This window comes from Xylanibacter ruminicola (assembly GCF_900107775.1).
GTDB lineage: Bacteria > Bacteroidota > Bacteroidia > Bacteroidales > Bacteroidaceae > Prevotella > Prevotella ruminicola_C.
Map to the genome: position 1 here is coordinate 114,239 of NZ_FNRF01000001.1, position 24,933 is coordinate 139,171.

The window sequence follows — 24,933 nt, forward strand, 5'->3', positions numbered from 1 at the left end:
AAATCAGGAAGAAATAGACAAGAAAAAAGGAGAAATCGACGATTAGTGTAATTTAACACTCAACCTCGCCAATTTCTCATATCAATCAAGATTCACTTAAACTTTACTGCATGCGCAGGCACATCATAGTCAGGTCGTCGTTCGGGTCGGCACCATCGCGGTGGTGCTGAACCTCGTTATAAAGGGTTTCTATTACCTGCTGGGCACTCTCGAAGTGCGTGTTGCGTAGGATGGACAGCAGCTGGTCGTCGCCAAACTGCTCGTGCTCGCGATTCTCGGCCTCGTTCAGTCCGTCGGTATAAAGGAACAGCGCACGGCCCTTGATGGTGTCAATCTCCTCGCCCTGAAACTCCAAACCCGGCAGCACACCGATGGGGAAGTTGGGCAGCATCTGCAGGAACTCGCCATGGTGCTCGCCACCACCTATCACAGGCGGATTATGACCGGCATTGCAGAACTTGAGGTGGCCCGACTGCAGATTAACCATGCCCACAAACATAGTTACAAACATGTTGGTGGGGTTCTCGTCGCCCGAAAGGGCCTCGTTCATGTGAGTACAGATGTCGGCAGGTGTCATCTGCTGGTTGGCCAACGTACGGAACAGACGGGTTACCTGCGCCATAAACAGCGAGGCTGGCACACCCTTACCACTCACATCGCCCACGCAGAAGTACAGGTTATCGCCCTTGAGCAGATAGCCGTAAAGGTCGCCACCAACTTCCTTGGCGGGCGTCATCGAGGCATGCATATCCAGTCCCTCGCGGTTGGGGAACACACTGGGCAGCATGCTCATCTGTATGTTGCTGGCCACGTTGAGTTCACTCTCGATAGAGGCTTTCTGGGCAGTGGCAAGCTTCAACTCGTCGATATACTTTACCAACGACTGCTGCATGTTGCCAAACGAGTGACTGAGCTGACCGATCTCGTCGGTACGCTCGAAGTTAGGCAGCTCGGCATCGAACTGACCCGAGGCAATGGTTTCGGCCTCGCGAGCCAGGCGGCGCAAGGGCTTCAGTTCGCGCGTGATAACATTAATGAATACACACAACATCACCAACAGACCCACACACACAATGCCCATCACGGTGTGGCGCAGGCGGTTAAAGCCGCCAAAAATATCGCTCTCGGGACACACAATGGCCATAGAGCAGCCCGTTTTGCCCAACGGCTTGTAGAACACGTAGCTATCCTTGCCATCTATCACCATGCGGTGCATACCCTCTTCGCCACGCTGCATGGCATGACCCAGGGCTGTCAGAGCCGTGTCGGGCTCAAGCATGGTCTGCGTAAAAATAGTCTGCCGGGTAATCTTGGTACTGTCGGGATGCACAAAGTAGGTGCCACCACGACCTATCATAATACTATAGGAATTAGGATAGGGTTTTACTGCCGAGATGGTTTGCGACAACCAGTTGATAGACAGACTGGTGTTGATAACGCCAATTACCGCGCCCTGCTTGTTTTGGATGGCCTGACAATAGGTGGTAACCATCTCGTAAGTATTAGTGGGGGCATCAAGGTCCATGTAAGGATCGGTCCAGCAGGCATGCCCCAGCAGTGTGGGCATCAGATACCAGTCCATAAAAAAGTACTGATAGTTTTCGCTACCGCCTTGCAGGGTACGGATGCTGTCGCCCTCGTACTTAGAGTAGGCCGAGAAATAACGGCCATATTCCTTGAAATGATAAGGTTCGAAGGCGATAGAGCACGAGTAGAATTCGGGATTGTTACGCAACATGCCTGCGCTGTAAACAAACATCGAGTCGGCCTCGCCGGGATGCTGCTGCACCAGCCATGCCGTCATGTTCGATGCCACCTCTACGCGATTAAGGATACCCTCGACCTGTAGCGATGTACGATCAAGAATGGTAGTGGCACGATGGATGGCCTCCTGGCGCACCGCCTCGCGCGACTGATAGAACAGAAACCCGAGTGCAGCTATAAAGATAACAGCGGCAAACATAACTACCCACAAGCTCACCCTGATGGATAGTTTACGACGTATATATGCTAATACTTTATTCATAACTGTACACTATCATTTAGCTATTAACTCCTGGTATGTCACTTCGCGATCAAGCATGCGGTTCTGCAGCATCAGGTGGCTGGCGCGTTTCACCATATCGGGGCGCAAACGGAACTCGCGTTTCTTCGACTCGCGATCCACCTGCAATCGCAACACTTCCTTCAGCATCAGCTGCTGCATCACACGGTTGGTGCCTATCTTCTCCCTGTCCACATACTTCATCACGATATCAAGCGTTTCGTTGGGATGTTTGGCCGCATACTCCCACCCCTTCTTACTGGCCTGGGCAAAGCGTATGGCCTTGTCGCGGTGCTTCTCGTAGTAGCTGCGCGTCATGTACACGCCATCCTCCTGCACATTATAGCCATGGTCGCAAAAGCGATACACGTTCTTATCGGTTATGGTGATACCTGCCTGCACCAGCTGGTAGTACTCGTTGTAGCTCATGGCCAGTGTGGCATCGAGTGCCCCCGCCACAAACAGATTTACGTTCTGGGCAAAACGCACAAACTCGTAGTTCAGGTGGTCCATGATACTCATGCAGATGGCCAGCTGACCGAAACCCACACTCCAAATACCCACACGGGCGCCCTTTTGCTTGAGCGGGTCCTCGTTACGGGCCGATACAATCACCATGGCGTTGTTCATGGATGTTTGCAGAATGTTTACCAATGGTATGCCGCCATCAACCACCTCTAAGGCCTGGCACAATTGCAGTGTGGTGGCCTGACACTGGTTCTGCTGCAATCGGGCCATAGCGGGCTGTGTGGCCGTGGGGTGCTCTATACGCACCTTTACACCAGCATCGCGGTAAAAGCCCTTGGCCTCGGCCACATAATAGCCGGCAAACTGCGCCTGCGCCGTCCACTGAGGCGTAAACACAATAGTCTCGTCCTGTGCCGCCATCAAGAGGGGTACCATACTAAAGCATAGGGTTAGGATGACCGTGAGCATCCGATGTTTCGTATCCATAACAGTATCAACAATATAGTTTTAAGAGGTTTCTGCGGTGGCAAAGATAGTATTTTTTCCGGAAACATCCAAACGTTTCTGTAAACTTTTTGGTTTTCGGGCTTCTTAAGAAAATATAAATCGAGCGATTGGCTGAAAAATAAGCCCATTTGGTTGAAGAGATTTGTATAGTTCAACCTTTCGACATACCTTTGCACCAGAAAAAGTGATCAATAGTTCAAGTAAATAATGGTAATGAGTTAGTTTTTTCATACATTTATAGTTTTTGTTAGTATAATGATTAGTAATTGGTTAGTAAGTTAGAAAAGTTAGGGGCGCAGTGATGCGCCCCTAATTTATTATTATTCAGCAGGTTCAACCTGTTCGAGTTTAAACAGCTTATCGCTCTGGCGTACCTTGCCTGTTACGGCTATCGATACGCGGGTGCCCTTCTCGGCTACCTCAACCGGACCGTTATCGCCGTGAATCTCTTCGGCCGTTACATACATCACACCGGTGGTAGGACCGGTAATCAGCATCTTGTCGCCTACCTTAAAGGTGTTTGCCTCAACCGTAAACTCGGCCACACCCAGGTTCGAGAAGTATTTCACGCCCTTACCAATGTAAACCTTGCGCTCGGTGGCGTTGCTGCCGTAGTGTTTGTTCCACTCGCCCATGGTCTGGCCCTGATAGTAGCCATCCCAGAAACCGCGGTTAAAAACGGTAGCCAGACGGGCATCCCACTCGTCCTTCTTCTCCTCGGTAAAAGTACCATCCAGCACAGCCTGAATAGCCTCCTTGTAGGCTGTAACCACGGTGTAAACATATTCGGGACCACGGGCACGGCCCTCTATCTTAAACACGCGCACACCGCTCTTCATCATGCGATCGATAAAGCGCACGGTCTTCAGGTCCTTCGGACTCATAATATACTTATTGTCGATATCCAGCTGGTAGCCAGTCTCGTTGTCGGTAGCGGTGTACGAACGGCGGCAAATCTGAATGCACTCGCCGCGGTTGGCACTGCGGTTGGCGGCATGCAGACTCATGTAGCACTTACCGCTGATAGCCATGCACAGGGCGCCGTGACAGAACATTTCGATACGTATCTGCTGGCCACTGGGACCGCAGATGTGCTGCTCCTCGACCTGACGGAAAATCTCGGCCACCTGGTCCATGTTCAGCTCGCGGGCCAGCACTACCACATCGGCAAACTGGGCGTAGAACTTCAGAGCCTCGATATTAGAGATGTTGAGCTGGGTTGAGAGGTGAACCTCCTGACCTACCTTGCGACAGTAAGTCATTACAGCCACATCGCTGGCTATCACGGCCGAAATGCCAGCCTGCTTGGCGGCATCGATAATCTCGTGCATCAAGGGGATATCCTCGCCATAGATGATGGTATTGACTGTAAGGTAGCTCTTAATGCCATGTTCATCGCAGGTCTGGGCAATCTCGCGCAGATCGTCGATGGTAAAAGTAGTTGCCGAATGGGCACGCATGTTCAACTTCTCGATGCCGAAGTAAATACTGTCGGCACCAGCCTGTATTGCAGCTGCAAGGCTCTCGCGCGAGCCCACAGGTGCCATTATTTCGTAATCCTGTATCATTTATCTTTGAACTTTGAACATTGAATTTTAAACTTTACTCCATGGGGAAGAGACCATACAGCTTCTGATCGATGAGTTCGCAAACCTTCTGGAAATCCTCTGGGCGGTCGCCAAACTTACAGGTATCGCCATTTACAATAATCAGCGGACCTTTGTAGGTAGCAATCCAGTCCTCGTAACGTTTCTCCAATCCCTGCAGGTAATCCAGGCGCATGGTCTGCTCGTACTCACGTCCGCGCTTGGCAATCTGCTCAACCAGCGTAGGTATGCTCGAACGGATATAAATCATCAGGTCGGGCAGTTTCACGAGCGACATCATCAGGTCGAACAGGTCGGTATAGTTAGCAAAGTCGCGATCGCTCATCATTCCCTGATCGTGCAGGTTGGGCGCAAAAATGCGTGCATCCTCGAAAATGGTACGATCCTGAATCAGGGTATCCTTACTCTGCGAAATCTCAACCACCTCCTTGAAACGCTTGTTCAGGAAGTAAATCTGAAGATTAAACGACCAACGAGGCATATCGGCATAGAAATCAGCCAGATACGGGTTATTATCAACTGGCTCGAAACGGGGAATCCAGTTGTAACGATGTGCCAACAACTTAGTAAGCGTGGTCTTGCCACTACCAATGTTTCCTGCTACTGCAATATGCATACTATCTTTACATTAAAGATTAAACATTAAACATTAAAACAGTCCAAAGAGAGTTGCATCGATTTTGTCGATGATGCCAGAGAGGTCCTTAGGAATGTTAAGGAAGTCGAGATTATCTTTCTCGATAGTAATCACACGACCGGGGTATTTGTTCTTGATAAAGTCGTCGTAACGACGATTCAGGTTCTGCAGATACTCCAGCTGTATGCTCTGTTCGTAGTCGCGGCCACGCTTCTGGATATTGCTTACCAAATGGGGCACCGAAGCACGCAGATAAATCATCAGGTCGGGTACTTTCATCACCGTCATCATCTGCTCAAACAGTTCCATGTAAGTCTCGTAGTCGCGCTCGCTCAGGTTACCCATATCGCGGTTATTCTCCATAAACACATACACACCCTCGTAGATGGTACGGTCCTGAATAATAGTGTGATCAGCCTGAGCAATCGTAATCAGATCGCGGAAGCGTTCCTTCAGAAAATACACCTCCATATTAAACGACCAACGGTGAATATCGCGGTAGTAATCCTCGAGATACGGGTTATGCTCTACGGCCTCAAACCTCGGTTCCCAGCCATAGTGTTTGGCCAGGAGCTTGGTGAGCGTAGACTTGCCACTACCTATATTTCCTGCTACTGCGATATGCATACTTAATTGAATTGGGCTGCAAAGATACTACTTTTTCGGCACGTATTATGGATTTTATCGATTTTTTTTCGTTCGGCCATATATTTTTCATATTAATTCGCTGAATTCGCTCCAAAATATATTATCTTTGCAGCATGAAACTTAAAACCGTGATGGCATGTGCAGTTGTTTTGGCTATACTGATGGGAAGTTGTGCCCACCAGCAAAGTGTTTATACCCCCGAGGGCAAGCATTTTACCAACGAGGTACTGAACCGCATGACACCCGTAAAGGACCAGGGCGAAAGCCAGACATGCTGGATTTACGCCATGCTGGCCGCCATTGAGACCGAGCACCTGAGCTGGGGCGACTCGGTAAACTTGTCACCCTACTATATCGAGAAGATGATTGAGCAGGAGAAGGCCTGTCCCGCCACCAAGCGCGGCGAGCCCACCACCCTTATCAGCATGATTGAGAAATACGGCATCTGCGGCTACGACGCCATGCGCAAGATAACAACGCCTGCCCCAAAGTGGGTGTTTATGCTGGGCGCACAGTACACCCCGCAGGAGTTTGCCCGCAGCGTGTGCAAGCCTGGCGAGTACATTGCCCTGACCAGCAACAGCCATCAGCCCTATAACGAGGAGGCCGAGCTGGAGGTGCCCGACAACTGGACCCACGAGCGCTATCTGAACATACCGATGGACTCGCTGTTGGCTAAGACCGAGCGTGCCGTGCGTAACCACCACGGAGTGTGCTGGGAAGACGAGAACCACGCCATGGCCATCGTAGGACTGGCCCACGACGAGGATGGCGAGCGCTACTTTATCATGAAGAACTCGTGGGGCGACCAAGGTCCGTACGGCGGACTGGAATACTATCCCATGGCACGTTTCTGCCAGGAAACCGTAGCCGTAGAGATGACTAACCAAGCATATCAGAACTAACTTATATCAATAAATATGATTTACAACGAAATCGGAAAAACAGGCATGAAGGTATCAAACTTAGGTTTCGGTGCCTCATCGCTGGGCGGCGTGTTCCATAGCATCCGCGAAGAAGAGGGAATAGAGGCTGTACACACAGCCGTTGACAATGGTATCAACTTTATCGACGTGTCGCCCTACTATGGTCACCTGAAGGCCGAAACCGTACTGGGCAAGGCGCTGAAGGAGATTCCACACAGTAAGTATTTCATATCTACCAAAGTGGGCCGCTACGGACATAACGGCGTGAACACCTGGGACTACAGCGCCAAGCGCGCTCAGGAGAGTGTGTACGAGAGTATGGAACGCCTGAACGTGGATTACATCGACCTGATTAATGTACACGACATTGAGTTCCAGGGTGACATGGAAGGCGGCCTGCAACTGATTGTTGACGAGACCCTGCCTGCCCTGGTAGAACTTCGCGAAAAGGGTATTGTAAAGCACGTGGGTATTACCGACCTGCAGCCAGAAAACCTGAAGTGGGTGGTAGAGCATGCCCCCGAGGGTACGGTAGAAAGCATCCTGAACTTCTGCCACTACTCGCTGAACGACACACTGCTGGCCGATTACCTGGGATTTTTTGAACAGCACAACGTAGGTGTTATCAATGCCTCGCCATTCTCAATGGGCCTGCTGTCGCAACGTGGCGCCCCCGCATGGCACCCGGCCAGCAAGGATCTGCAGGAGGCTTGTGCCAAGGCTGCCAAGTACTGCGAGGAACAGGGCTATCCTATCGACAAACTGGCCATCCAGTTCTCAACCAGTCTTAATCCACGCATCGCCACTACCCTATTCAGCAGCGCCAACCCCAAGAATGTACTCAAGAACATACAGTACGTTAACGAACCTATGGATGAGCAGCTGGTAAAGAAGGTACAGGAGATTATCGGCGACCAAATGTTTGTAAGATGGAAAAACTCATAATTGATGCCCACAGTCATCTGTGGCTGAATCAGGACACGGTGGTTAACAACCAGCGTATCTGCCAGTTAGAGCCCAACCGCAGTCGCTCGCTGTTTTTCGGCGAGGAGCGACAGATGCTGCCGCCATTTATGACCGACGGACAGAATACGGCCGAGCGCTTTCTGAGTAACATGGACTACGCCCAGGTGGCAGCCGCCGTGGTTACGCAGGAGTTTATCGACGGCATACAAAATAGCTACCTGCTACAGGTAGAGAGCCGCTACCCCAACCGTTTTTTCACCTTCGGTATGCTGGATTACCGCAATCCCGACTTTATGCAGAACGCTCCAGGCGTGGTAGAGGCCTTTAAAGGCATCAAGATACCCGCTGCCCGACTGCCCCAGCAGTTCCTTACTGATGCAATGTTGCAGTTGTTGCAGTTGATGGAGAAGCAGGGTAAGATATTAGGCATCGAGTTGCAGGACGGCGACACACAGGTAGGACAGATGGAAGAGTTGCTACAGGAGTGCCCCAACCTGAAAATAGCCATCGGCCATTTCGGCATGGTAACACGCGAGGGGTGGATGAGTCAGATTCGCCTGGCGCGCCACGAGAACGTGTACGTGGAAAGCGGCGGTATTACCTGGCTGTTTAACGACGAGTTCTACCCCTTCCCATCAGCCATCCGTGCCATTAAGCAGGCTGCCGACGAGGTGGGTATGGACAAGTTGATGTGGGGTAGCGATTATCCCCGCACCATCACCGCCATCACCTACAAGATGAGTTACGACTTTGTAGAGAAATCGTCCGAGCTGACCGCCAACGAGAAGTGTATGTTCCTAGGCCAGAACGCCAAGCAGTTTTTCGGCTTCGGTGAGCTACCCGAACTCCCCTACATCAAAAACATGAGCGAATAAAAAAGTTCAAAAATCAAAGTTCAAAGTAAAATGAAAGCAATACAGATTCCTGGCGAGCGCCAGATGGAAATAGTAAATATTCCTGAGCAGGAAATGAAGCCCAACGAGGTGCTGTTGCGCCTCAAGTATGTAGGTTTTTGTGGTTCCGACCTGAGCACATGGCTGGGTAAGAACCCCATGGTAAAAATGCCTGTTATACCAGGCCACGAGGTGGGTGCCGTAATTGAAAAGGTGGGTGCCGACGTGCCCGAGCACCTGAAGCCCGGCATGGTGGTAACCTGCAATCCCTACACAAACTGCGGTAAGTGCGCCTCGTGCCGTAACCAACGCGTAAACGCCTGCCAGCATAACGAGACATTGGGGGTACAGCGTAACGGTGCCATGCGCGAGTTCATCGCTCTGTCTTGGGAAAAGGTGATTCCCGCTGGCAATCTCGATTCCCGCACCTGCGCCCTCATCGAGCCTATGAGCGTTGGTTTCCACGCTGTGAACCGTGCACGGGTAACCGATATCGACACCGTAGTGGTGATTGGTTGTGGCATGGTTGGTATGGGGGCCCTCGTACGTTCGGCCCTGCGCGGTGCTACCGTGATTGCTGCCGATATTGACGACGAGAAGCTGGCACTGGCCAAGGAGATGGGTGCCACCTATGCCATCAACACCAAAACCGAGGATGTACATGCCCAATTGCTGGAGCTGACCGAGGGTTTCGGTCCCGACGTGATTATCGAGGCTGTTGGTAGCGCACCTACCTATCAGATGGCTGTAAACGAGGTGGCCTTCACAGGTCGCGTGGTTTGCATCGGCTATGCCAAGACCGACGTATCGTTCCAAACCAAGTTCTTTGTACAGAAGGAACTCGACATTCGTGGTTCGCGTAATGCCCAGCCACAGGATTTCCGCGCTGTGATTCACTACCTGGAGCGTGGCACATGTCCGGTTGACCGTCTGATCAGTGCCGACGTAGCACCCGAGCAGGCTTCCGAGGCCATGCAGCAGTGGAGCGAGGCACCTGGCAAGGTATTCCGCATCTTAGTTCACTTCTAAAAACCTGCAAAGAAAAATGGAAAAGCAACAACAATCTCTGATAGTCAAGAATGGGGTTAACTACCTCATCCCCTTTATACTCGTAACCTTCTGCTTTGCACTCTGGGGCTTTGCCAACGATATCACCAACCCCATGGTGAAAGCATTCTCTAAAATCTTCCGCATGAGCGTAACCGATGGTACGCTGGTGCAGGTAGCGTTCTATGGCGGTTACTTCTGCATGGCGTTCCCTGCGGCCATCTTTATCCGTAAGTTCTCGTACAAGGCGGGCGTGCTGATGGGGCTCGGGCTCTATGCTACCGGTGCCCTGCTGTTTTTCCCCGCCAAGGCCATCGGTATCTACGGCTGTTTCCTCATCGCCTACTTTATCATGACGTGCGGACTCTCGTTCCTCGAAACATCGTGTAACCCTTACATTCTAACCATGGGCCCAGCCGAAACAGCAACCCGTCGCCTGAATATGGCACAGTGCTTTAACCCCTGCGGCTCTATCATCGGTATGTTTGTGGCCATGAACTTTATTCAGGCCAAGCTCAACCCCATGAGCAGCGACGAGCGTGCCCTGCTGAGCGACACAGAGTTTGAGGCTCTGAAAGATGCCGACCTGAGTGTACTGATTTCGCCCTACCTGATTATAGGTTTGGTGATTGTATGTATGCTGCTACTGATGCGCTTTACCAAGATGCCAAAAATCGGCGATGCCAACCACGACATCCACTTCCTGGTAACCATCAAGCGCATTTTTGCACTCAAATACTACCGCGAGGGTGTAATTGCCCAGTTCTTCTATGTAGGTGCGCAGATTATGTGCTGGACTTTTATTATACAATATGGTACGCGCGTATTCATGGCCGAGGGTATGGACGAGCAGGCTGCCGAAGTTCTGTCGCAGCGATTCAACATCTTTGCCATGCTGTTCTTCATCTGCTCGCGTTTCATCGCCACCTTCTTGATGAAATACGTAAAGCCTGCCATGCTGCTGGCCATCTTTGGTGTACTAGCCATGGTATTTACACTGGGCGTTATCGGTTTCCAGGATCGTTTGGGCGTGTACTGTCTGGTATGCGTTAGCGGTTGCATGTCGCTCATGTTCCCCACCATCTATGGTATTGCACTCGACGGACTGGGCGACGATGCCAAGTTCGGTGCAGCAGGTCTTATCATGGCCATCTTAGGCGGTTCGGTACTGCCCCCATTGCAGGCTATGATTATCGACGAGGGCACGTTGATGGGTATGCCAGCCACCAACATCTCGTTCGTACTGCCACTCATCTGTTTCCTCGTGGTAACAGCCTACGGTTATCGAATTCATCTCAAGAAACATTTATAATTCCCATGAAGAAAAAGTTTTTATTTTTAATAACTACATGTTTCGGAGCGCTCAGCCTGTCGGCTCAGCAGCCCGTATCGCCCAATGGCAAGCTTACTGTAACCAACAGCGGCCAGGGCATCAGTGTTAACTATCAGGAACAAGAGGTGCTCAATATACCCGTGCTGGGCTACGAGGGCATCAAAAGCAATCGGCTGAAATTTAAGCCCATTGGCAAGGTAACAGCTAACTACCAGATGCTGGCCGGCAAGAAATCTACCTGCACCAACGAGGCCAACGAGTATGTGGCCAAGTTGAGCGGCAACTTGCAGTTGGTACTACGCCTGTATAACGACGGTGCTGCCTTCCGCTACGAACTGAGTGGTTTGAAAGGCAAGCTGCCCAAGGAGAAAACAGCTTACATGATTCCCGAAGGCACCAAACGCTGGATGCTGCAGTGGACCGACAGCTATGAGGGATTCTACCCCATGAGCACCACGGGCAAGATTAAGCCTATCGGCCGTATGGCTGGCGTGGTAAAATCCGACGAGGGTTACAACCTGCGCTGGGGATTCCCTACTCTAGTTGAGCCACAGGAGGGTGTATTCATGCTGCTCTCCGAGGCTAACATTGAGCGTAACCAGGCTGCAGCATGCCTCTATACCGATGGCGACCTGCTACGCGTAACACCCGATGTAAACGAGGTAAAACTCAAAGGCAAGTGGCATTCACCCTGGCGTATTGCTATCATCGGCGGTATGCAGGACCTGATTCAGAGTACCTTGGTAACCGACGTGAGCGAGCCATGCAAACTAAGCGATACCAGCTGGATTAAACCCGGTGTTGTATCGTGGATTTACTGGGCATACAACCATGGTTCGAACGACTACAACATTATTAAGAAATACGTGGATATGGCCGTTACCCTGAAACTGCCTTACGTGCTGATTGATGCCGAGTGGGATGAGATGAAAGATGGCAAGACTATCGAGGAAGCCGTGGCTTATGCCAACTCGAAGGGTGTTAAGCCCATGATTTGGTATAACTCATCAGTAGGTTGGATTGATGGTGCCCCCACACCAAAGTTCCGCCTGAACAAGCCCGAAGACCGCGAAAAGGAGTTTGCCTGGTGCGAGAAGATTGGCATAGCTGGTGTAAAGATCGACTTCTTCTCAGGCGACTGTCAGCGCGATATGACATACTGCATCGACCTGCTGGAGTGTGCCGCCAAGCATCATCTACTGGTAAACTTCCATGGTGCCACCGTGCCTCGTGGATGGCAGCGCACCTACCCCAACCTCATGTCGACCGAGGGTGTGTATGGTGCCGAGTGGTACAACAACGTGCCTACATTTACCAACGTAGCAGCCAGTCATAACACCACGCTGCCTTTTACCCGTAACATCATCGGTCCGATGGACTACACCCCATGTACCTTCAGCGATTCGCAGCATACACACATTACCAGCGATGCCCACGAACTGGCTCTGACCGTACTGTACGAGAGTGCCCTGCAGCATCTGGCCGATAAGCCCGAGAGCTATCTGGTGCAGCCTCAGCAGGTACAGGATTTCTTCGGAAAACTGCCCACCACATGGGATGAGACCCGATACGTGAGTGGGTATCCCGGCGAGAGCGTAGTACTGGCCCGCCGTAGCGGCAATACTTGGTATGTGGCTGGTATCAACGGTACCGACGATAAGAAGGTACTCGATGTAGATCTGAGTTTTATCAGTGGCGCCAAGTGCGTGCAGACCTTTGCTGATGCAGATCCAACCCAGTATCAACTGGCAGGCAATAAGGATTGGCTAATTACCAAGGGCAATCAGATACCTAAGCAAATTGCCACACAACCCCGTGGTGGTTTCGTGCTGGTCATCAAATCACAAAGATAAACATTTATATGAAGGATTTTAATTTCTATGCCCCTACCGAGGTGGTGTTTGGAGAACAGAGTGAAGAGCAGGTAGCTGCGCTGGTAAAGAAGTATGGCGGCACAAAGGTGCTGGTACATTATGGTGGACAGAGTGCCAAACGCTCTGGTCTGCTCGACAAGATTTGTGGTTTACTGAGCGATGGCGGCGTTGAGTATGTTACGCTGGGAGGTGTAGTGCCCAATCCCCGATTATCGTTGGCTCAGCAGGGTATCGAACTCTGCCGCAAGGAGGGTATCGACTTTATTCTGGCCATAGGTGGCGGTAGTGTTATCGACTCGGCTAAGTGCATTGGCTACGGTGTACCTTTCGAGGGTAACGTATGGGATATCTACATGGGTAAAGCCCAACCCAAGACCATGCTGCCCGTAGCAGCGGTGCTTACCATTCCTGCTGCAGGTAGTGAGATGAGCGAAAGTTCAGTGATTACCAACGAGGACGGCGATGTAAAGGTGGGTTACAGTAACAATCTGAGTCGCCCCAAGTTTGCTATCCTGAATCCTCGTCGCACCATGACATTGCCTCCTTACCAGACGGCAGCCGGTGTTACCGATATGATGATGCACACCATGGAGCGTTACTTTACCAAGGACGATGATATGGACTTTACTACCGATCTGGCCGAGGCTGCGCTGCGTAGTATCAAGAATGCAGTATTCCCTGTGCTGAAGAATCCAGAGGACTATCGCTACCGTGCACAGATTATGTGGGGCGGTTCGCTGATGCATAACGACCTTACTGGCTGCGGTGCTATCGGCGATTGGGCAACCCACCAGCTGGAGCACGAACTCAGTGGCATGTTCGATGTAACCCATGGTGCCGGTCTGGCTGCCATCTGGCCAAGTTGGGCCCGCTATACCATGCACGAGAATCTTAGTAGATTTGTACGCTTTGCCGTTAACGTGATGGATGTACCCAACGACTTTACCGATCCCGAAGGCACTGCCGAAAAGGGAGTCCAGGCCATGGAGCGTTTCTATCACGCCATCGGTATGCCTATCAACATCAAGGAACTGATTGGCAAGGACATCACCGACGAGGAAATCAAGGAGATGGTGCGCAAATGCAGTCGTAACAACACCATTACCTGCGGTAACCTGAAAGTGCTGAAGGCCGAGGACATGGAAGCAATCTATAAGATGGCACGCGGATGAAGATATTAATGATAGGTGGCACGGGTACTATTAGCTCGGCCATCACCCGCCAATTAGCAGCTGCAGGGCACGACCTGTGGCTGCTGAATCGTGGCAATCGCAAAAACGAGGTGCCAGAAGGGGTTACACAGATTATTGCCGATATCGACGACGAGCCGAAGGTGCTCGAACTGCTTGGCAAGAAAACCTTCGATACCGTATGTGAGTTTATCGGTTTCCTGCCTTCTCAGGTTGAACGCGACGTGCGTTTATTTAAAGGCCGCACCCGTCAGTATGTTTACATCTCGTCGGCATCAGCCTATAACAAGCCCGCCGCCAACCATGTGATTACCGAGGGTACCACACTGGCCAACCCCTACTGGGAGTACTCGCGAAACAAGATTGCCTGCGAAGAACTGCTGCTGAAGGAGTATCGTGAAAACGGTTTTCCTATTACCATCGTACGCCCCTCGCATACCTACTGCGAGCGCAGTGTGCCTGTTAGTGTACATGGACCTAAGGGTTCGTGGCAGGTACTCAAGCGTATGCTGCAAGGCAAGCAGGTGCTTGTGAACGGCGACGGTTCATCGCTTTGGACTGTAACCTGGAACGAGGACTTTGCCCGTGGTTTCATCGGTCTGTTGGGCAATCCCAAGGCTATTGGCGAGGCCTTCCAGATTATGAGCGACGAGCAGCTGTCGTGGAATCAGATTTACCAGTGCGTGGCCAATGCATTAGGTGTAGAATTCCGTCCGTACTACGTTGCCTCGGAATTCCTGGCTACCACATCGCCCAAGGAGTGGGATTTTACAGGTAATCTGCTGGGCGACAAGAGTGTAACGGTAATGTTCGACTGCGCCAAACTGAAGCGCGCCGTACCAGGATTCCAGGCCACAACCCGTTTCGACGAAGGTGTACGCCGTTGCGTACAGTACATCCTGGCACATCCCGAACTGCAGATAGAGGACCCAGAATTCGACCAGTGGTGCGACCGCGTTATTGACGCACAAGAGCAAGCCAAGCGCTCTGTCTGATGTTTTAGGCACGAATTACGCGAATTTCACGATTTTTTTATGTTGATGTAAAATTTTTCGTGTTAATTCGCGTAATTCGTGCTAAAAAAATTGTACCTTTGCACCCAAAATTTAAGAGCATTATGGAATCTAAGTTAGTAATTTACAATACTTTGACACGACAGAAGGAGCGTTTCGAGCCCCTTCACGCCCCCAACGTGGGTATGTATGTTTGTGGACCTACCGTGTATGGCGATCCCCATCTGGGACACGCCCGTCCTGCGATTACTTTCGACCTGGTGTTCCGTTATCTGAAGCATCTGGGTTATAAAGTACGTTATGTACGTAATATTACCGACGTAGGTCACTTGGAGCACGATGCCGACGAGGGTGAGGATAAGATTGCTAAAAAAGCCCGCCTGGAGCAATTGGAGCCTATGGAGATTGCCCAGTACTACACCAACCGCTATCATGCGGCTATGGATGCACTGAATGTGCTGCGCCCCTCTATCGAGCCCCATGCCACTGGTCATATCATCGAACAGCAACAGCTGGTTCAGCAGATTATCGACAATGGCTTTGCTTACGAGAGCAACGGCTCTATCTACTTTGATATCGAAGCTTACAACAAGAAGTTCCAGTATGGTATCCTGTCAGGTCGTTCACTTGAGAACGTAAAGGATGCCAGTCGTGAGCTCGATGGTGTAGGCGAGAAACGCAATCAGGCCGACTTTGCCCTGTGGAAGAAGGCTCAGCCCGAGCACATCATGCGCTGGCCAAGTCCTTGGAGTGACGGATTCCCCGGTTGGCACTGCGAGTGCACAGCTATGGGTCGCAAGTACCTCGGCGAGGAGTTCGATATCCATGGTGGTGGAATGGACCTGGTATTCCCACACCACGAATGTGAGATTGCACAGGCACAGGCCTCAATGGGTCACCCCGCTGTAAAATACTGGATGCATAACAACATGCTGACCATCAACGGACAGAAGATGGGTAAGTCGTATAACAATTTCATCACACTCGAGCAGTTCTTCACCGGCAATCACCCATTGCTGAAGAAGGCCTACTCGCCCATGACCATCCGTTTCTTCGTGCTGAGTGCTCACTACCGTGGCACCGTAGATTTCTCGAACGAAGCCTTGGAGGCAGCCGAGAAGGGATTGGAGAAGATGATGAACGCCATTGCCGACCTGGAGCGCGTTCAGGTAGCCGACAAGTGCGATGCCGAGACCGAGAAGGTAGTTAAGGCCCTGCGCCAGAAGTGCTACGATGCCATGAACGACGACCTGGCAACCCCACAGGTTATCAGCAGTCTGTTCGAGGCTTGCACCGTAGTTAATAAGCTTACCGACCACAAAGCCACCATCTGTGCCGAGTGCCTGCAGGAGCTGAAGGAAACCATGCACCTCTTTACCGAGGACATCTTAGGTTTGAAGGCCGAGAAGAGCGGCACCAACGATGAGCGCGAGGCTGCTTTCGGCAAGGTGATGGACATGGTACTGGAGCTGCGTGCCAAGGCCAAGGCCGATAAGGACTGGGCTACCAGCGATAAGATTCGCGATGAACTCGCAGCAGCCGGTTTCGAGGTGAAGGACACCAAGGATGGTGTTACCTGGAAACTGAACAAATAACATCAAACAATAAATTCCTCGCTCGGTTGAGCGGGGGATTTTTGTATTTTATACCCTAAACCGATAACTTGCCTTTACCCATGTTTGCAACCAAGTTGCATTTTGAATGTATTACCTTTGCAGCCGAAAATTAAATTTGGTATGATTAACAGGATAATATACTATTCCATTCACCACAAATTTATGGTGCTGTTACTACTGGCGGCGATTATCGGCGGCGGACTATACAGCATGCGGAACATTAATGTGGACTCAACACCTGATATTACAGATAATCAGGTGCAGGTGATTACATCGTCGCCTAATCTTTCTACGCTCGATATCGAGCAGTTTGTAACCTACCCCGTAGAACTGGCAATGGCCAATCTGCCAGGTGTAGAGGATATCCGTTCGGTATCACGTTTCGGATTGTCGGTTGTTACCGTGGTATTTCGCGAGGATATGGGCACCTATCTGCCGCGCCAACTGGTAAAGGAGAAACTCGACGAGGTTGAGGAACAGATACCAGAAGGCTTTGGCAAACCAGAGATGGGTCCCATCACCACAGGTCTGGGCGAGATATTCCAATACACCCTACAGCCCAAGGACACTACAAAGTACACACCTCAGGAACTACGAACCATGCAGGACTGGGTGGTGAAACGTCAGTTATCGATGATACCAGGCGTGGTTGAAGTGAACTCGTTTGGCGGCAGCATTAAACAGTACGAGATAGCCCTGAGCAGCGAACAGTTAAACGCCCGACATGTAACCATGCAAGAGGTTTTCGATGCCCTGAGCAAGAACAACGTGAACACTGGCGGTGCCTACATAGAAAAGGAACACATGGCCAGTTTTATCCGTGGCGAAGGTCTGGTAAAGAATATCGATGACATCAAGCAGATAGTGGTTAAGCACGAAGGCGGTGTACCTGTACTTATCAACGATGTAGCCGAGGATGTGCGTTTTGGGCATCAGGTGCGCTACGGAGCCTTTACCCAAGATGGTCATGAGGCTGTGGGCGGTATGATTCTGATGCTCAAAGGTGCTAATAGTGATAAAGTGGTAACTGCTGTAAAAGCACGTATGCAGGAGGTACAGAAGAGTCTGCCTGCAGATATCGAGATAAAGCCTTTCCTTGATCGCAGTAACCTTATCGAGCGCACCACCAGCACCATCGCACGAAACCTCATCGAGGGCGCATTGATTGTTATCTTTGTGCTCGTACTACTGATGGGTAGCATACGTGGCGGTATTATCACCGCCTCGGTAATCCCTCTAGCCTTACTCTTTGCATTTATACTTATGCACCTTTTCGGTGTGTCGGCAAACCTGATGAGCTTAGGTGCAATCGATTTCGGTATTATCGTTGATGGCGCCGTAATAATTGTCGAAGGTATCGTACATAAGATAGAAAAGGCTAAAGGTCAGGATATGGACTGCGTCAGCTACGAGAGTGCTACAACTATGATGCACTCGGCTTTCTTCGGTCAGCTTATTATCCTCATTGTCTTCACCCCTATTCTATTCCTTACAGGTGTAAGCGGGAAGATGTTCCAACCAATGGCATACACCTTTGCCTTTGCCGTGCTAGGGGCACTCATTCTGTGCCTTACCTACGTACCTGTGGCTAGCGCGTTACTGCTACGCCCCACAAGAAATGAGCAGAGCAGATTGGCGCGCTTGGAATACCGACTAAAGTTACTGAGCGAACACGTCATGCAGCACTTTCAGAATGCTTACACACCATTGCTACGCCTTTCGCTCGTACATAAACGCCTTGTATTGGGAGCTGCCTTAGGATTGTTTGTGCTGTCGGCTATCGTATTCGGTCGTATGGGTGGCGAGTTTATTCCCGAACTCGACGAGGGTGATATCGCCATGCAGACATTCCTACGTCCAGGCTCATCGCTCACCGAGACCATCCAACGCGAGGAGGAGGTTGAACGCCTGCTACTGGAGCACTTCCCCGATGAGATCAAGACCGTATGCGCCCGTATCGGTGTGGCTGATATTCCTACCGACCCGATGGGGTTTGACTATACCGACTCGTTTATCATCCTTGAAAAAGACAAGAGCAAATGGACTAAAGCCTCATCAAAGGAGGAACTTATTGAACGTATGCTCGAGGTGCTAAACACACTGCCTGGGCTAAACTACTCCTTCTCACAGCCAGTGGCACTGCGCTTCAACGAGTTGCTGACAGGCGTTCGCGAGGATATCGCCGTAAAGGTGTATGGCGAAGATCTCGACACACTGAACATCATCGGCGAGAAAATGGTAAACATCATCAGTAAGATTGATGGTGCCGAGGATGTAGCACTGGAACGTACGGCCGGACTGCCACAGATAACCATACGTTACGACCGTCAGCGTCTGGCGCGCTATGGTCTCGACATCGACAAACTGAACAATTATGTTTCGGCAGCTTTTGCAGGCGCCAAAGCTGGTGTAATTTTCGAAGGCGAGAAGCGATTCGACATGGTTATACGTCTGGATCAGCGCGAACGTCAGAGTATCGATAACATTCAGAATCTATACGTAGATCTGCCTGGTGGTTCCTTGATTCCGCTAAAGGAGGTGGCTGATATCAGCTACGAGCCAGGACCCATGCAGATTAGTCGCGACCGTGCTTCGCGTCGTATCTATGTGGGTGTTAATGTGCGTGGGCGCGATGTACAGTCGCTTGTTGACGAGATTCAGCAGGCATTCAACCATCAGCTTAGCCTGCCCACAGGCTATCATATCACCTACGGTGGCGAGTTCCAGAACCTGGAAGATGCCCGCCAGCGTCTCACCATTGTGATGCCAGTAGCCTTACTACTTATCTTTGTTCTGCTATATTTTGCCCTTCGCTCGGTACGTCAGGCGCTTATGATTTATATTGCCGTACCGCTTGCCACCATCGGCGGCATTCTTGCCCTGGCCTTGCGCGGTATGCCTTTCAGTATCTCAGCAGGTGTAGGTTTCATCGTACTCTTCGGCGTAGCAGTTCTCAATGGATTGGTACTCATTAACCGGTTCAACTCCTTACACCAGCAGGGCATCAGCAACATTAACGAACGTATATTAAAAGGTACACGTGAGCGCTTACGCCCCATCCTACTTACCGCCACTGCCGCCATGCTTGGTTTCCTACCCATGGCCGTATCTAGTTCGGCAGGTGCAGAGGTTCAGCGCCCGCTGGCCACTGTTGTTATCGGCGGACTCTTTACAGCCACCGTTCTTACCCTCATAGTCATACCTATATTATATGCATTAGAAGAAAAAATAAGCAACACAAAAATGAATAAACATATAGTTACAGCCATGGCTGTTGTTGGCATGTTATGCCTGCCAGCTACAGCGAAAGCGCAGCAAGCCATCAGTTTGGAACAGGCACAACAAATGGCCGTTCAGAATTATCCATCCATCCGCGCTGCGCATCTTAATGCCAAAAGTCAGCAGGCGCTCACAAAGTCGGCTTTCGATTTAGGCGAAACAGAGGTATCTACTGGCGGCGAGGAGATTGGCAAGGGCAACGAAGCTACCTATACACTGATAGCCGTACGTCAGAACCTGGACATTCTGAGCATCGACACCAAGAAACGTTACCTGCACCAACAGGCAAAAGTGGCTGAAGCCGAAACCAAGGTAACCGAACGCGAGCTGATGCGGGAGGTTGGTATCGACTATATGAATGCCATCGTAGCCCACCAACGTACGAAGGTGTACCAGAACCTCGACTCCGTATATCGCGATTTTGAACGGGCAGCCAAACTGAGATACGACACAGAGGCCGCCACAAAGTTGGAATATATCAATGCCCAGCAACAGTCACGTCAAGCCGCACTCTTACTCAATGAGGCCCGACTTGACGAACAGATGGCACTCCAGAACCTGAACCGATGGTTGGGACAGGATGCCAACTACAAGCCAACATATGCAGCCCTCCAATCGCTATCAGCCAGCGAGCAGGTATCGCCCAACCTGCACCCCAACATCCAGCTAGCACAAGAGAAAGTAAAGTTGGCCGAACTGCAAACAAAAACCGACAAGGCCGACTATCTACCTAAGTTTTATTTGCAGGGAGGCACGCAAAAGATTGGCGACAAAACAGGTTACTGGACCTACGAAGTAGGTGTAAGTATGCCCCTGTTCAGCACAGCCCGCAGTGCCAAGACCCAAGCAGGAAAGTTGCAACAGGAAGCCGAAAAGGCGCGGCAGGCGCACACACAGCTACAACTAAGCAACGAACTAAAACGCCTGAGTAACAACAACGAGAAGTGGCAACAGCAACTACAATACTATCGCGAGATGGAGCTACCACTGGCCGAGGAACAGCAACGAGTAGCTATCGAATCGTACCGCCAAGGTGCTATCGATTACATGGCATTCATCAACAATATGAAAGAGGTGGCTAAGGTGCATCTGGATTATTGGAATGCCTATGGCGAATATCTTAACAACAAAATGAACTTACGCTATTATTAAGAATATGAAAAAGATAACAATGATATGCCTTGCAGCCCTGACATTTGCGGCTTGCAACCACACAGAGAAGGAAACAGAAGAAACAGCCGAGGCAGAGATGACCGACGTAACACTGACTGATGTACAGGTACAGAAACTCGGCATCACCTTCGGCCCCATGCCTACCATCGAGTTTAAAGGCGAGGTAGAAGCCAATGGCAAATTAGCCGTGGCCCCACAAAGTCAGGCATCGGTATCGCCAGTAGCAGGGGGAAACATCAAGCAGATACTGGTGCACGAAGGACAGAAAGTAACGAAAGGCCAGGTTCTAGCACTACTCACCCACCCCGACTTACTGGATGTACAGAGTCGCTATCTTGAGGCTCACAACCGTCTTATCTATGTGGCTGCAGAATACGAACGCCAGCATAAGCTGTATCAAGAGAAGGTTAGCTCGGGTAAGGAATATCAGCAGATTCTTTCAGAATACCGCATGTTACAGGGGCAACAGCGAATGGCCGAGGCCCAGCTGCGCATGATGGGGATCAACCCTAAGAGCATCATTGCAGGCAAGACTGTTAACGCCATTGCACTGTATGCGCCTATCAGTGGTACTGTGGAGCAGATAAACGCACAGACAGGACAGTATGTAAACAATCAGCAAGAGGTATTCCGCATCGTCAACTTCAACAACATCTATGCCGACCTACTGGTGTTTGAGAAGGATCTGCCACTAATTTGTGTAGGCCAACCCGTTAACTTCGAACTGAAATCTTCGTGCGGCGATAAGTTTACAGGAAAAATCACCTCCATCGGTCGCATCTTTGATAACAATCCAAAGGCCACACATATACGTGCCACTATCGAAGGTCCAGAACACGAATTTGCCGAGGGTCTATATCTGTGTGGCAAGATAGCCACTGATGGCAAGAAAGTACAAGCATTGAGCTCCGAAGCTGTAGTAAGCGATGCCGGACAGAGTTATGCCTTTACCGCAACACACAACAAAGGCGTCTGGACATTCCACCCCGTAGCCATCAATAAAGGACGTGAAGACAATGGCTTTGTTGAGATTATTGCCCCCAGTCAAACACAAACAAACACACAATACGCCCTAAGCGGTGCTTACTACATTCTCTCTGAAATGAAGAAGAGCGAAACGGGCGAGGAAGATTAAGCGGTTATGAACGGCATTACTGAATCACAACAATATGGTATTTTTAGCAAAAATATGGAATGAAGGTATCATTATTCGGGATTTTTCCGTTAACTTTGCAATCGAAATATAGAACAAAACAGACAAGACATTTATGATGAAAATGAGAACAACATTGGCAGCCCTGCTGTTGGCAGGATTTGCCCTCAACGCAAAAGCCCAGACAACCGAAGAGGATCTGGATGCTAAGTACGCCACCAGTCTGGTACAGCCTGGCACTGTGGCTCCCGACTTTACAATGAATACGCCCGATGGCAAACCCTTCAGCCTCAACTCGCTGAAAGGCAAGACCGTAGTACTTGATTTCTGGGCCTCGTGGTGCCCCGACTGTCGCAAGGATGCGCCCGAGGTGGTACGCCTGTACAACGAGTTTCACTCCGACAAGGTTGAATTCGTTGGCGTATCGATGGATACCAACGTTGAAGCTTGGCAGAAGGCCATCAAGCAGTACGGCATCAGCTATCCCCAGGTGAGCGAACTGAAGAAGTTTAAGGAAACAGATATTTCTAAAGCCTATGGTGTACAGTGGATACCTTCGATGGTAGTTGTATCACCCGAAGGCAAGATTCTGCTCTCAACCGTACAGTACCAGAAGGTTGAGAAACTACTGAAAGAATTAAAATAATACGGAACATCAATACCAAATTCAGTGTATTTGCACATCAAATTCACTGAATTTGTTCATCAAATACACTGAATTTGGTTTCTAAGAGTTACTGAGCTGCTATCACTTCAATTTCTACCAAGGCTCCTTTCGGCAGTGTTTTTACCGCTACAGCCGAACGGGCAGGATAAGGCTCAGCAAAGAATTCAGCATAAACCGCATTCACATCGGCAAAGTCGTTCATATCGGCCAGGAATACCGTGGTCTTCACAACATTATCCAATGTCAGCCCAGCCTCATCAAGGATGGCCTTCACATTAGTAAGCGATTGGCGGGCCTGCTCCCTAACACCACCTGCTACAAAATTGCCCGTAGCAGGGTCGATGGGAATCTGACCTGATGCAAAAACGAGGTTACCTACTTGAATGGCCTGACTGTACGGTCCGATGGCAGCTGGTGCCTTTGATGTACTAATAACTTTTTTCATTTGTCAAATCATTAATATATTCTTTTTATAAATGCACCTCTTTATCAACAACTTCTCCATTCAGAATCTTAAAGGAGTTAAGATGAATACCTTCGTGTAGCGATAGGATAGCGTAGCGGATAGTGGGGTCGTTAGCCAAACGCAAATCCTCTTGCGAGGGACGCGAAGGAGAGGCCGGATGACTATGCCAGTTGGCAAGAATCTTCAATCCGTTGGTTCGGGCATACTTCAATGCTGCGAACTGATCCTTTGGAGCAAAGGCAAAATGTTCGGGCGAGTGATCGATGTTCTCCATCCAGTAGTTCTCTGTTACCACCTCGCCATCCTCAGAGCTTACACCCAACAGGTAGCCGCACGTTTCGTTAGGTGCGTCCTGCTGGGCTTGATTAATCAGCTCCTCAATAATCTCTCTCTTAATAATCATTATCTAGTGGTTTTTTAAGTCGCAAGCCGCCTGTTCATAATCTATCAGGTGGTCGATTGTAGGGTTGGTGCCGCAAATCTCGCACGTATCACGATGCTTTACATTGATGGTGCGGAACTGCATGGTTTTAGCGTCGAAGGTGAGCAGACGATTGGTTAGCAACTCGCCTACACCTGTAAAGTACTTCAGAGTTTCGGCTGCCTGGATAGTACCAAGCATACCGGCAATGGCTCCCAGGACACCAGCCTGACTACAGGTAGGAACAGCCCCTGCAGGAGGTGGTTCCTTAAAGAAGCAACGGTAGCAGGCTGTGCCAGGCAGATGGGTAAACGTCTGCCCATTGAAACGCAGGATACCGCCATGCGAGAATGGCTTACCTGCCATCACGCACGCATCGTTAATAAGGAACTTTACAGGGAAGTTGTCAGTACCATCCACCACAAAATCGTACTCTTTTATGATATCGAGTGCGTTCGACGAGTCGAGGAACTCGTAATAGGTATCCACCTTTACGTCGGGGTTAATGGCCTGTATCTTCTCCTTGGCACTCTGCACCTTTGGCACATTCACATCTTTAGTAAAGTGGATAACCTGACGTTGCAGATTACTCAAATCTACCACGTCGGCATCAACAATACCGATGGTGCCTATGCCCGCAGCAGCCAGATAGAGCGAGACAGGAGCGCCAAGGCCACCTGCTCCCACTACCAGCACACGCGCATTCATAATCTTCTCCTGGCCCTCCACGCCAACATCCTGCAACAGGATATGGCGAGAGTAACGCTGGATTTGCTCTTCGGTGAAATCAATCATAGTGTTCCTCCTCCCATAAAGTACAGGAAATCAACCACATCGCCCTCCTTAATCTGCAGCCCATCCCATTCGGTACGGTCCACAAAATCATCGTTAACCTGCACACTCACCATTTCGGGCTGCTGCACATTATTCTGCTTGATAAGCTCTGTAAGGTTCAGTGGCAGCTGCACCTCCTGTGCCTCGCCATTTACTGTTATCTTTGCCATA

At 50.4% G+C, this 24,933-nt stretch carries 21 protein-coding genes; 12 read left to right on the forward strand and 9 right to left on the reverse strand.

Annotation, left to right across the window (positions count from 1 at the left end):
* Nucleotides 1–103 precede the first annotated feature (103 nt).
* From BLU97_RS00435 to BLU97_RS00455, 5 genes are all read right to left on the reverse strand, one after another.
* Nucleotides 104–2,026: a SpoIIE family protein phosphatase gene (locus BLU97_RS00435; RefSeq protein ID WP_074759763.1), complete on the reverse strand. Its 1,923-nt coding sequence runs from the start codon at nucleotides 2,024–2,026 to the stop codon at nucleotides 104–106.
* A gap of 12 nt (nucleotides 2,027–2,038) precedes the next feature.
* Nucleotides 2,039–2,998 carry an ABC transporter substrate-binding protein gene (locus BLU97_RS00440; protein WP_074759764.1) on the reverse strand — a complete coding sequence of 320 codons (960 nt, stop codon included), beginning with the start codon at nucleotides 2,996–2,998 and terminating at the stop codon, nucleotides 2,039–2,041.
* A gap of 341 nt (nucleotides 2,999–3,339) precedes the next feature.
* Nucleotides 3,340–4,587, reverse strand: coding sequence for a peptidase U32 family protein (locus BLU97_RS00445; protein ID WP_074759765.1), 1,248 nt, complete (start codon nucleotides 4,585–4,587; stop codon nucleotides 3,340–3,342).
* A 34-nt stretch (nucleotides 4,588–4,621) separates the two neighbouring features.
* Nucleotides 4,622–5,242 (reverse strand): deoxynucleoside kinase, encoded by a 621-nt coding sequence (locus BLU97_RS00450; RefSeq protein WP_013064125.1) that lies wholly within the window; start codon nucleotides 5,240–5,242, stop codon nucleotides 4,622–4,624.
* Nucleotides 5,243–5,275: 33 nt separating this feature from the next.
* Entirely contained in the window at nucleotides 5,276–5,890 is a 615-nt protein-coding gene (locus BLU97_RS00455) for a deoxynucleoside kinase (protein WP_074759766.1), read from the reverse strand.
* 134 nt (nucleotides 5,891–6,024) lie between these two features.
* Here BLU97_RS00455 and BLU97_RS00460 point away from each other — a divergent pair, with 134 nt between their 5' ends.
* The 12 genes from BLU97_RS00460 to BLU97_RS00515 all read left to right on the forward strand — a co-directional run bounded on the left by BLU97_RS00460 (nucleotide 6,025) and on the right by BLU97_RS00515 (nucleotide 23,020).
* On the forward strand, nucleotides 6,025–6,816 hold the full coding sequence (locus tag BLU97_RS00460; RefSeq protein ID WP_074759767.1) for a C1 family peptidase: 792 nt from the start codon (nucleotides 6,025–6,027) through the stop codon (nucleotides 6,814–6,816).
* A gap of 15 nt (nucleotides 6,817–6,831) precedes the next feature.
* Nucleotides 6,832–7,782: an aldo/keto reductase gene (locus tag BLU97_RS00465; protein WP_074759768.1), complete on the forward strand. Its 951-nt coding sequence runs from the start codon at nucleotides 6,832–6,834 to the stop codon at nucleotides 7,780–7,782.
* The gene (locus BLU97_RS00470) at nucleotides 7,767–8,678 is read left to right on the forward strand and encodes an amidohydrolase family protein (protein ID WP_074759769.1); all 912 of its coding nucleotides are present in this window, start codon (nucleotides 7,767–7,769) and stop codon (nucleotides 8,676–8,678) included. The genes BLU97_RS00465 and BLU97_RS00470 overlap by 16 nt, the downstream gene beginning before the upstream one ends.
* A 30-nt stretch (nucleotides 8,679–8,708) precedes the next feature.
* On the forward strand, nucleotides 8,709–9,725 hold the full coding sequence (locus tag BLU97_RS00475) for a zinc-binding alcohol dehydrogenase family protein (protein ID WP_074759770.1): 1,017 nt from the start codon (nucleotides 8,709–8,711) through the stop codon (nucleotides 9,723–9,725).
* A 16-nt stretch (nucleotides 9,726–9,741) separates the two neighbouring features.
* Nucleotides 9,742–11,055: an L-fucose:H+ symporter permease gene (fucP, locus tag BLU97_RS00480; protein WP_074759771.1), complete on the forward strand. Its 1,314-nt coding sequence runs from the start codon at nucleotides 9,742–9,744 to the stop codon at nucleotides 11,053–11,055.
* Nucleotides 11,056–11,060: 5 nt separating this feature from the next.
* Nucleotides 11,061–12,929 (forward strand): glycoside hydrolase family 97 protein, encoded by a 1,869-nt coding sequence (locus BLU97_RS00485; RefSeq protein WP_074759772.1) that lies wholly within the window; start codon nucleotides 11,061–11,063, stop codon nucleotides 12,927–12,929.
* 8 nt (nucleotides 12,930–12,937) lie between these two features.
* Nucleotides 12,938–14,122, forward strand: a complete 1,185-nt coding sequence (locus BLU97_RS00490; protein WP_074759773.1) for an iron-containing alcohol dehydrogenase — start codon at nucleotides 12,938–12,940, stop codon at nucleotides 14,120–14,122.
* Entirely contained in the window at nucleotides 14,119–15,135 is a 1,017-nt protein-coding gene (locus BLU97_RS00495) for an SDR family oxidoreductase (RefSeq protein WP_074759774.1), read from the forward strand. Before BLU97_RS00490 ends, BLU97_RS00495 begins: the two co-directional genes overlap by 4 nt.
* Nucleotides 15,136–15,257: 122 nt before the next feature.
* Entirely contained in the window at nucleotides 15,258–16,748 is a 1,491-nt protein-coding gene (gene cysS / locus BLU97_RS00500) for a cysteine--tRNA ligase (RefSeq protein ID WP_074759775.1), read from the forward strand.
* Between the two features lie 141 nt (nucleotides 16,749–16,889).
* Entirely contained in the window at nucleotides 16,890–21,200 is a 4,311-nt protein-coding gene (locus tag BLU97_RS00505; RefSeq protein WP_074759776.1) for a CusA/CzcA family heavy metal efflux RND transporter, read from the forward strand.
* Between the two features lie 4 nt (nucleotides 21,201–21,204).
* Nucleotides 21,205–22,356 (forward strand): efflux RND transporter periplasmic adaptor subunit, encoded by a 1,152-nt coding sequence (locus BLU97_RS00510; RefSeq protein ID WP_074759777.1) that lies wholly within the window; start codon nucleotides 21,205–21,207, stop codon nucleotides 22,354–22,356.
* Between the two features lie 136 nt (nucleotides 22,357–22,492).
* Nucleotides 22,493–23,020: a peroxiredoxin family protein gene (locus tag BLU97_RS00515; RefSeq protein WP_081352846.1), complete on the forward strand. Its 528-nt coding sequence runs from the start codon at nucleotides 22,493–22,495 to the stop codon at nucleotides 23,018–23,020.
* 88 nt (nucleotides 23,021–23,108) lie between these two features.
* On the opposite strand, the gene BLU97_RS00520 is transcribed toward BLU97_RS00515, so the two are convergent.
* The 4 genes from BLU97_RS00520 to thiS are packed head-to-tail and all read right to left on the reverse strand — an operon-like array spanning nucleotide 23,109 to nucleotide 24,932.
* The gene (locus BLU97_RS00520) at nucleotides 23,109–23,486 is read right to left on the reverse strand and encodes a RidA family protein (protein ID WP_074759779.1); all 378 of its coding nucleotides are present in this window, start codon (nucleotides 23,484–23,486) and stop codon (nucleotides 23,109–23,111) included.
* Between the two features lie 25 nt (nucleotides 23,487–23,511).
* Nucleotides 23,512–23,910, reverse strand: coding sequence for a M67 family metallopeptidase (locus tag BLU97_RS00525; protein ID WP_033150456.1), 399 nt, complete (start codon nucleotides 23,908–23,910; stop codon nucleotides 23,512–23,514).
* 3 nt (nucleotides 23,911–23,913) lie between these two features.
* Nucleotides 23,914–24,723, reverse strand: coding sequence for a HesA/MoeB/ThiF family protein (locus tag BLU97_RS00530; RefSeq protein WP_198021266.1), 810 nt, complete (start codon nucleotides 24,721–24,723; stop codon nucleotides 23,914–23,916).
* Nucleotides 24,720–24,932 carry a sulfur carrier protein ThiS gene (gene thiS, locus BLU97_RS00535; protein WP_033150455.1) on the reverse strand — a complete coding sequence of 71 codons (213 nt, stop codon included), beginning with the start codon at nucleotides 24,930–24,932 and terminating at the stop codon, nucleotides 24,720–24,722. Before thiS ends, BLU97_RS00530 begins: the two co-directional genes overlap by 4 nt.
* Between the last annotated feature and the right edge of the window lies 1 nt (nucleotide 24,933).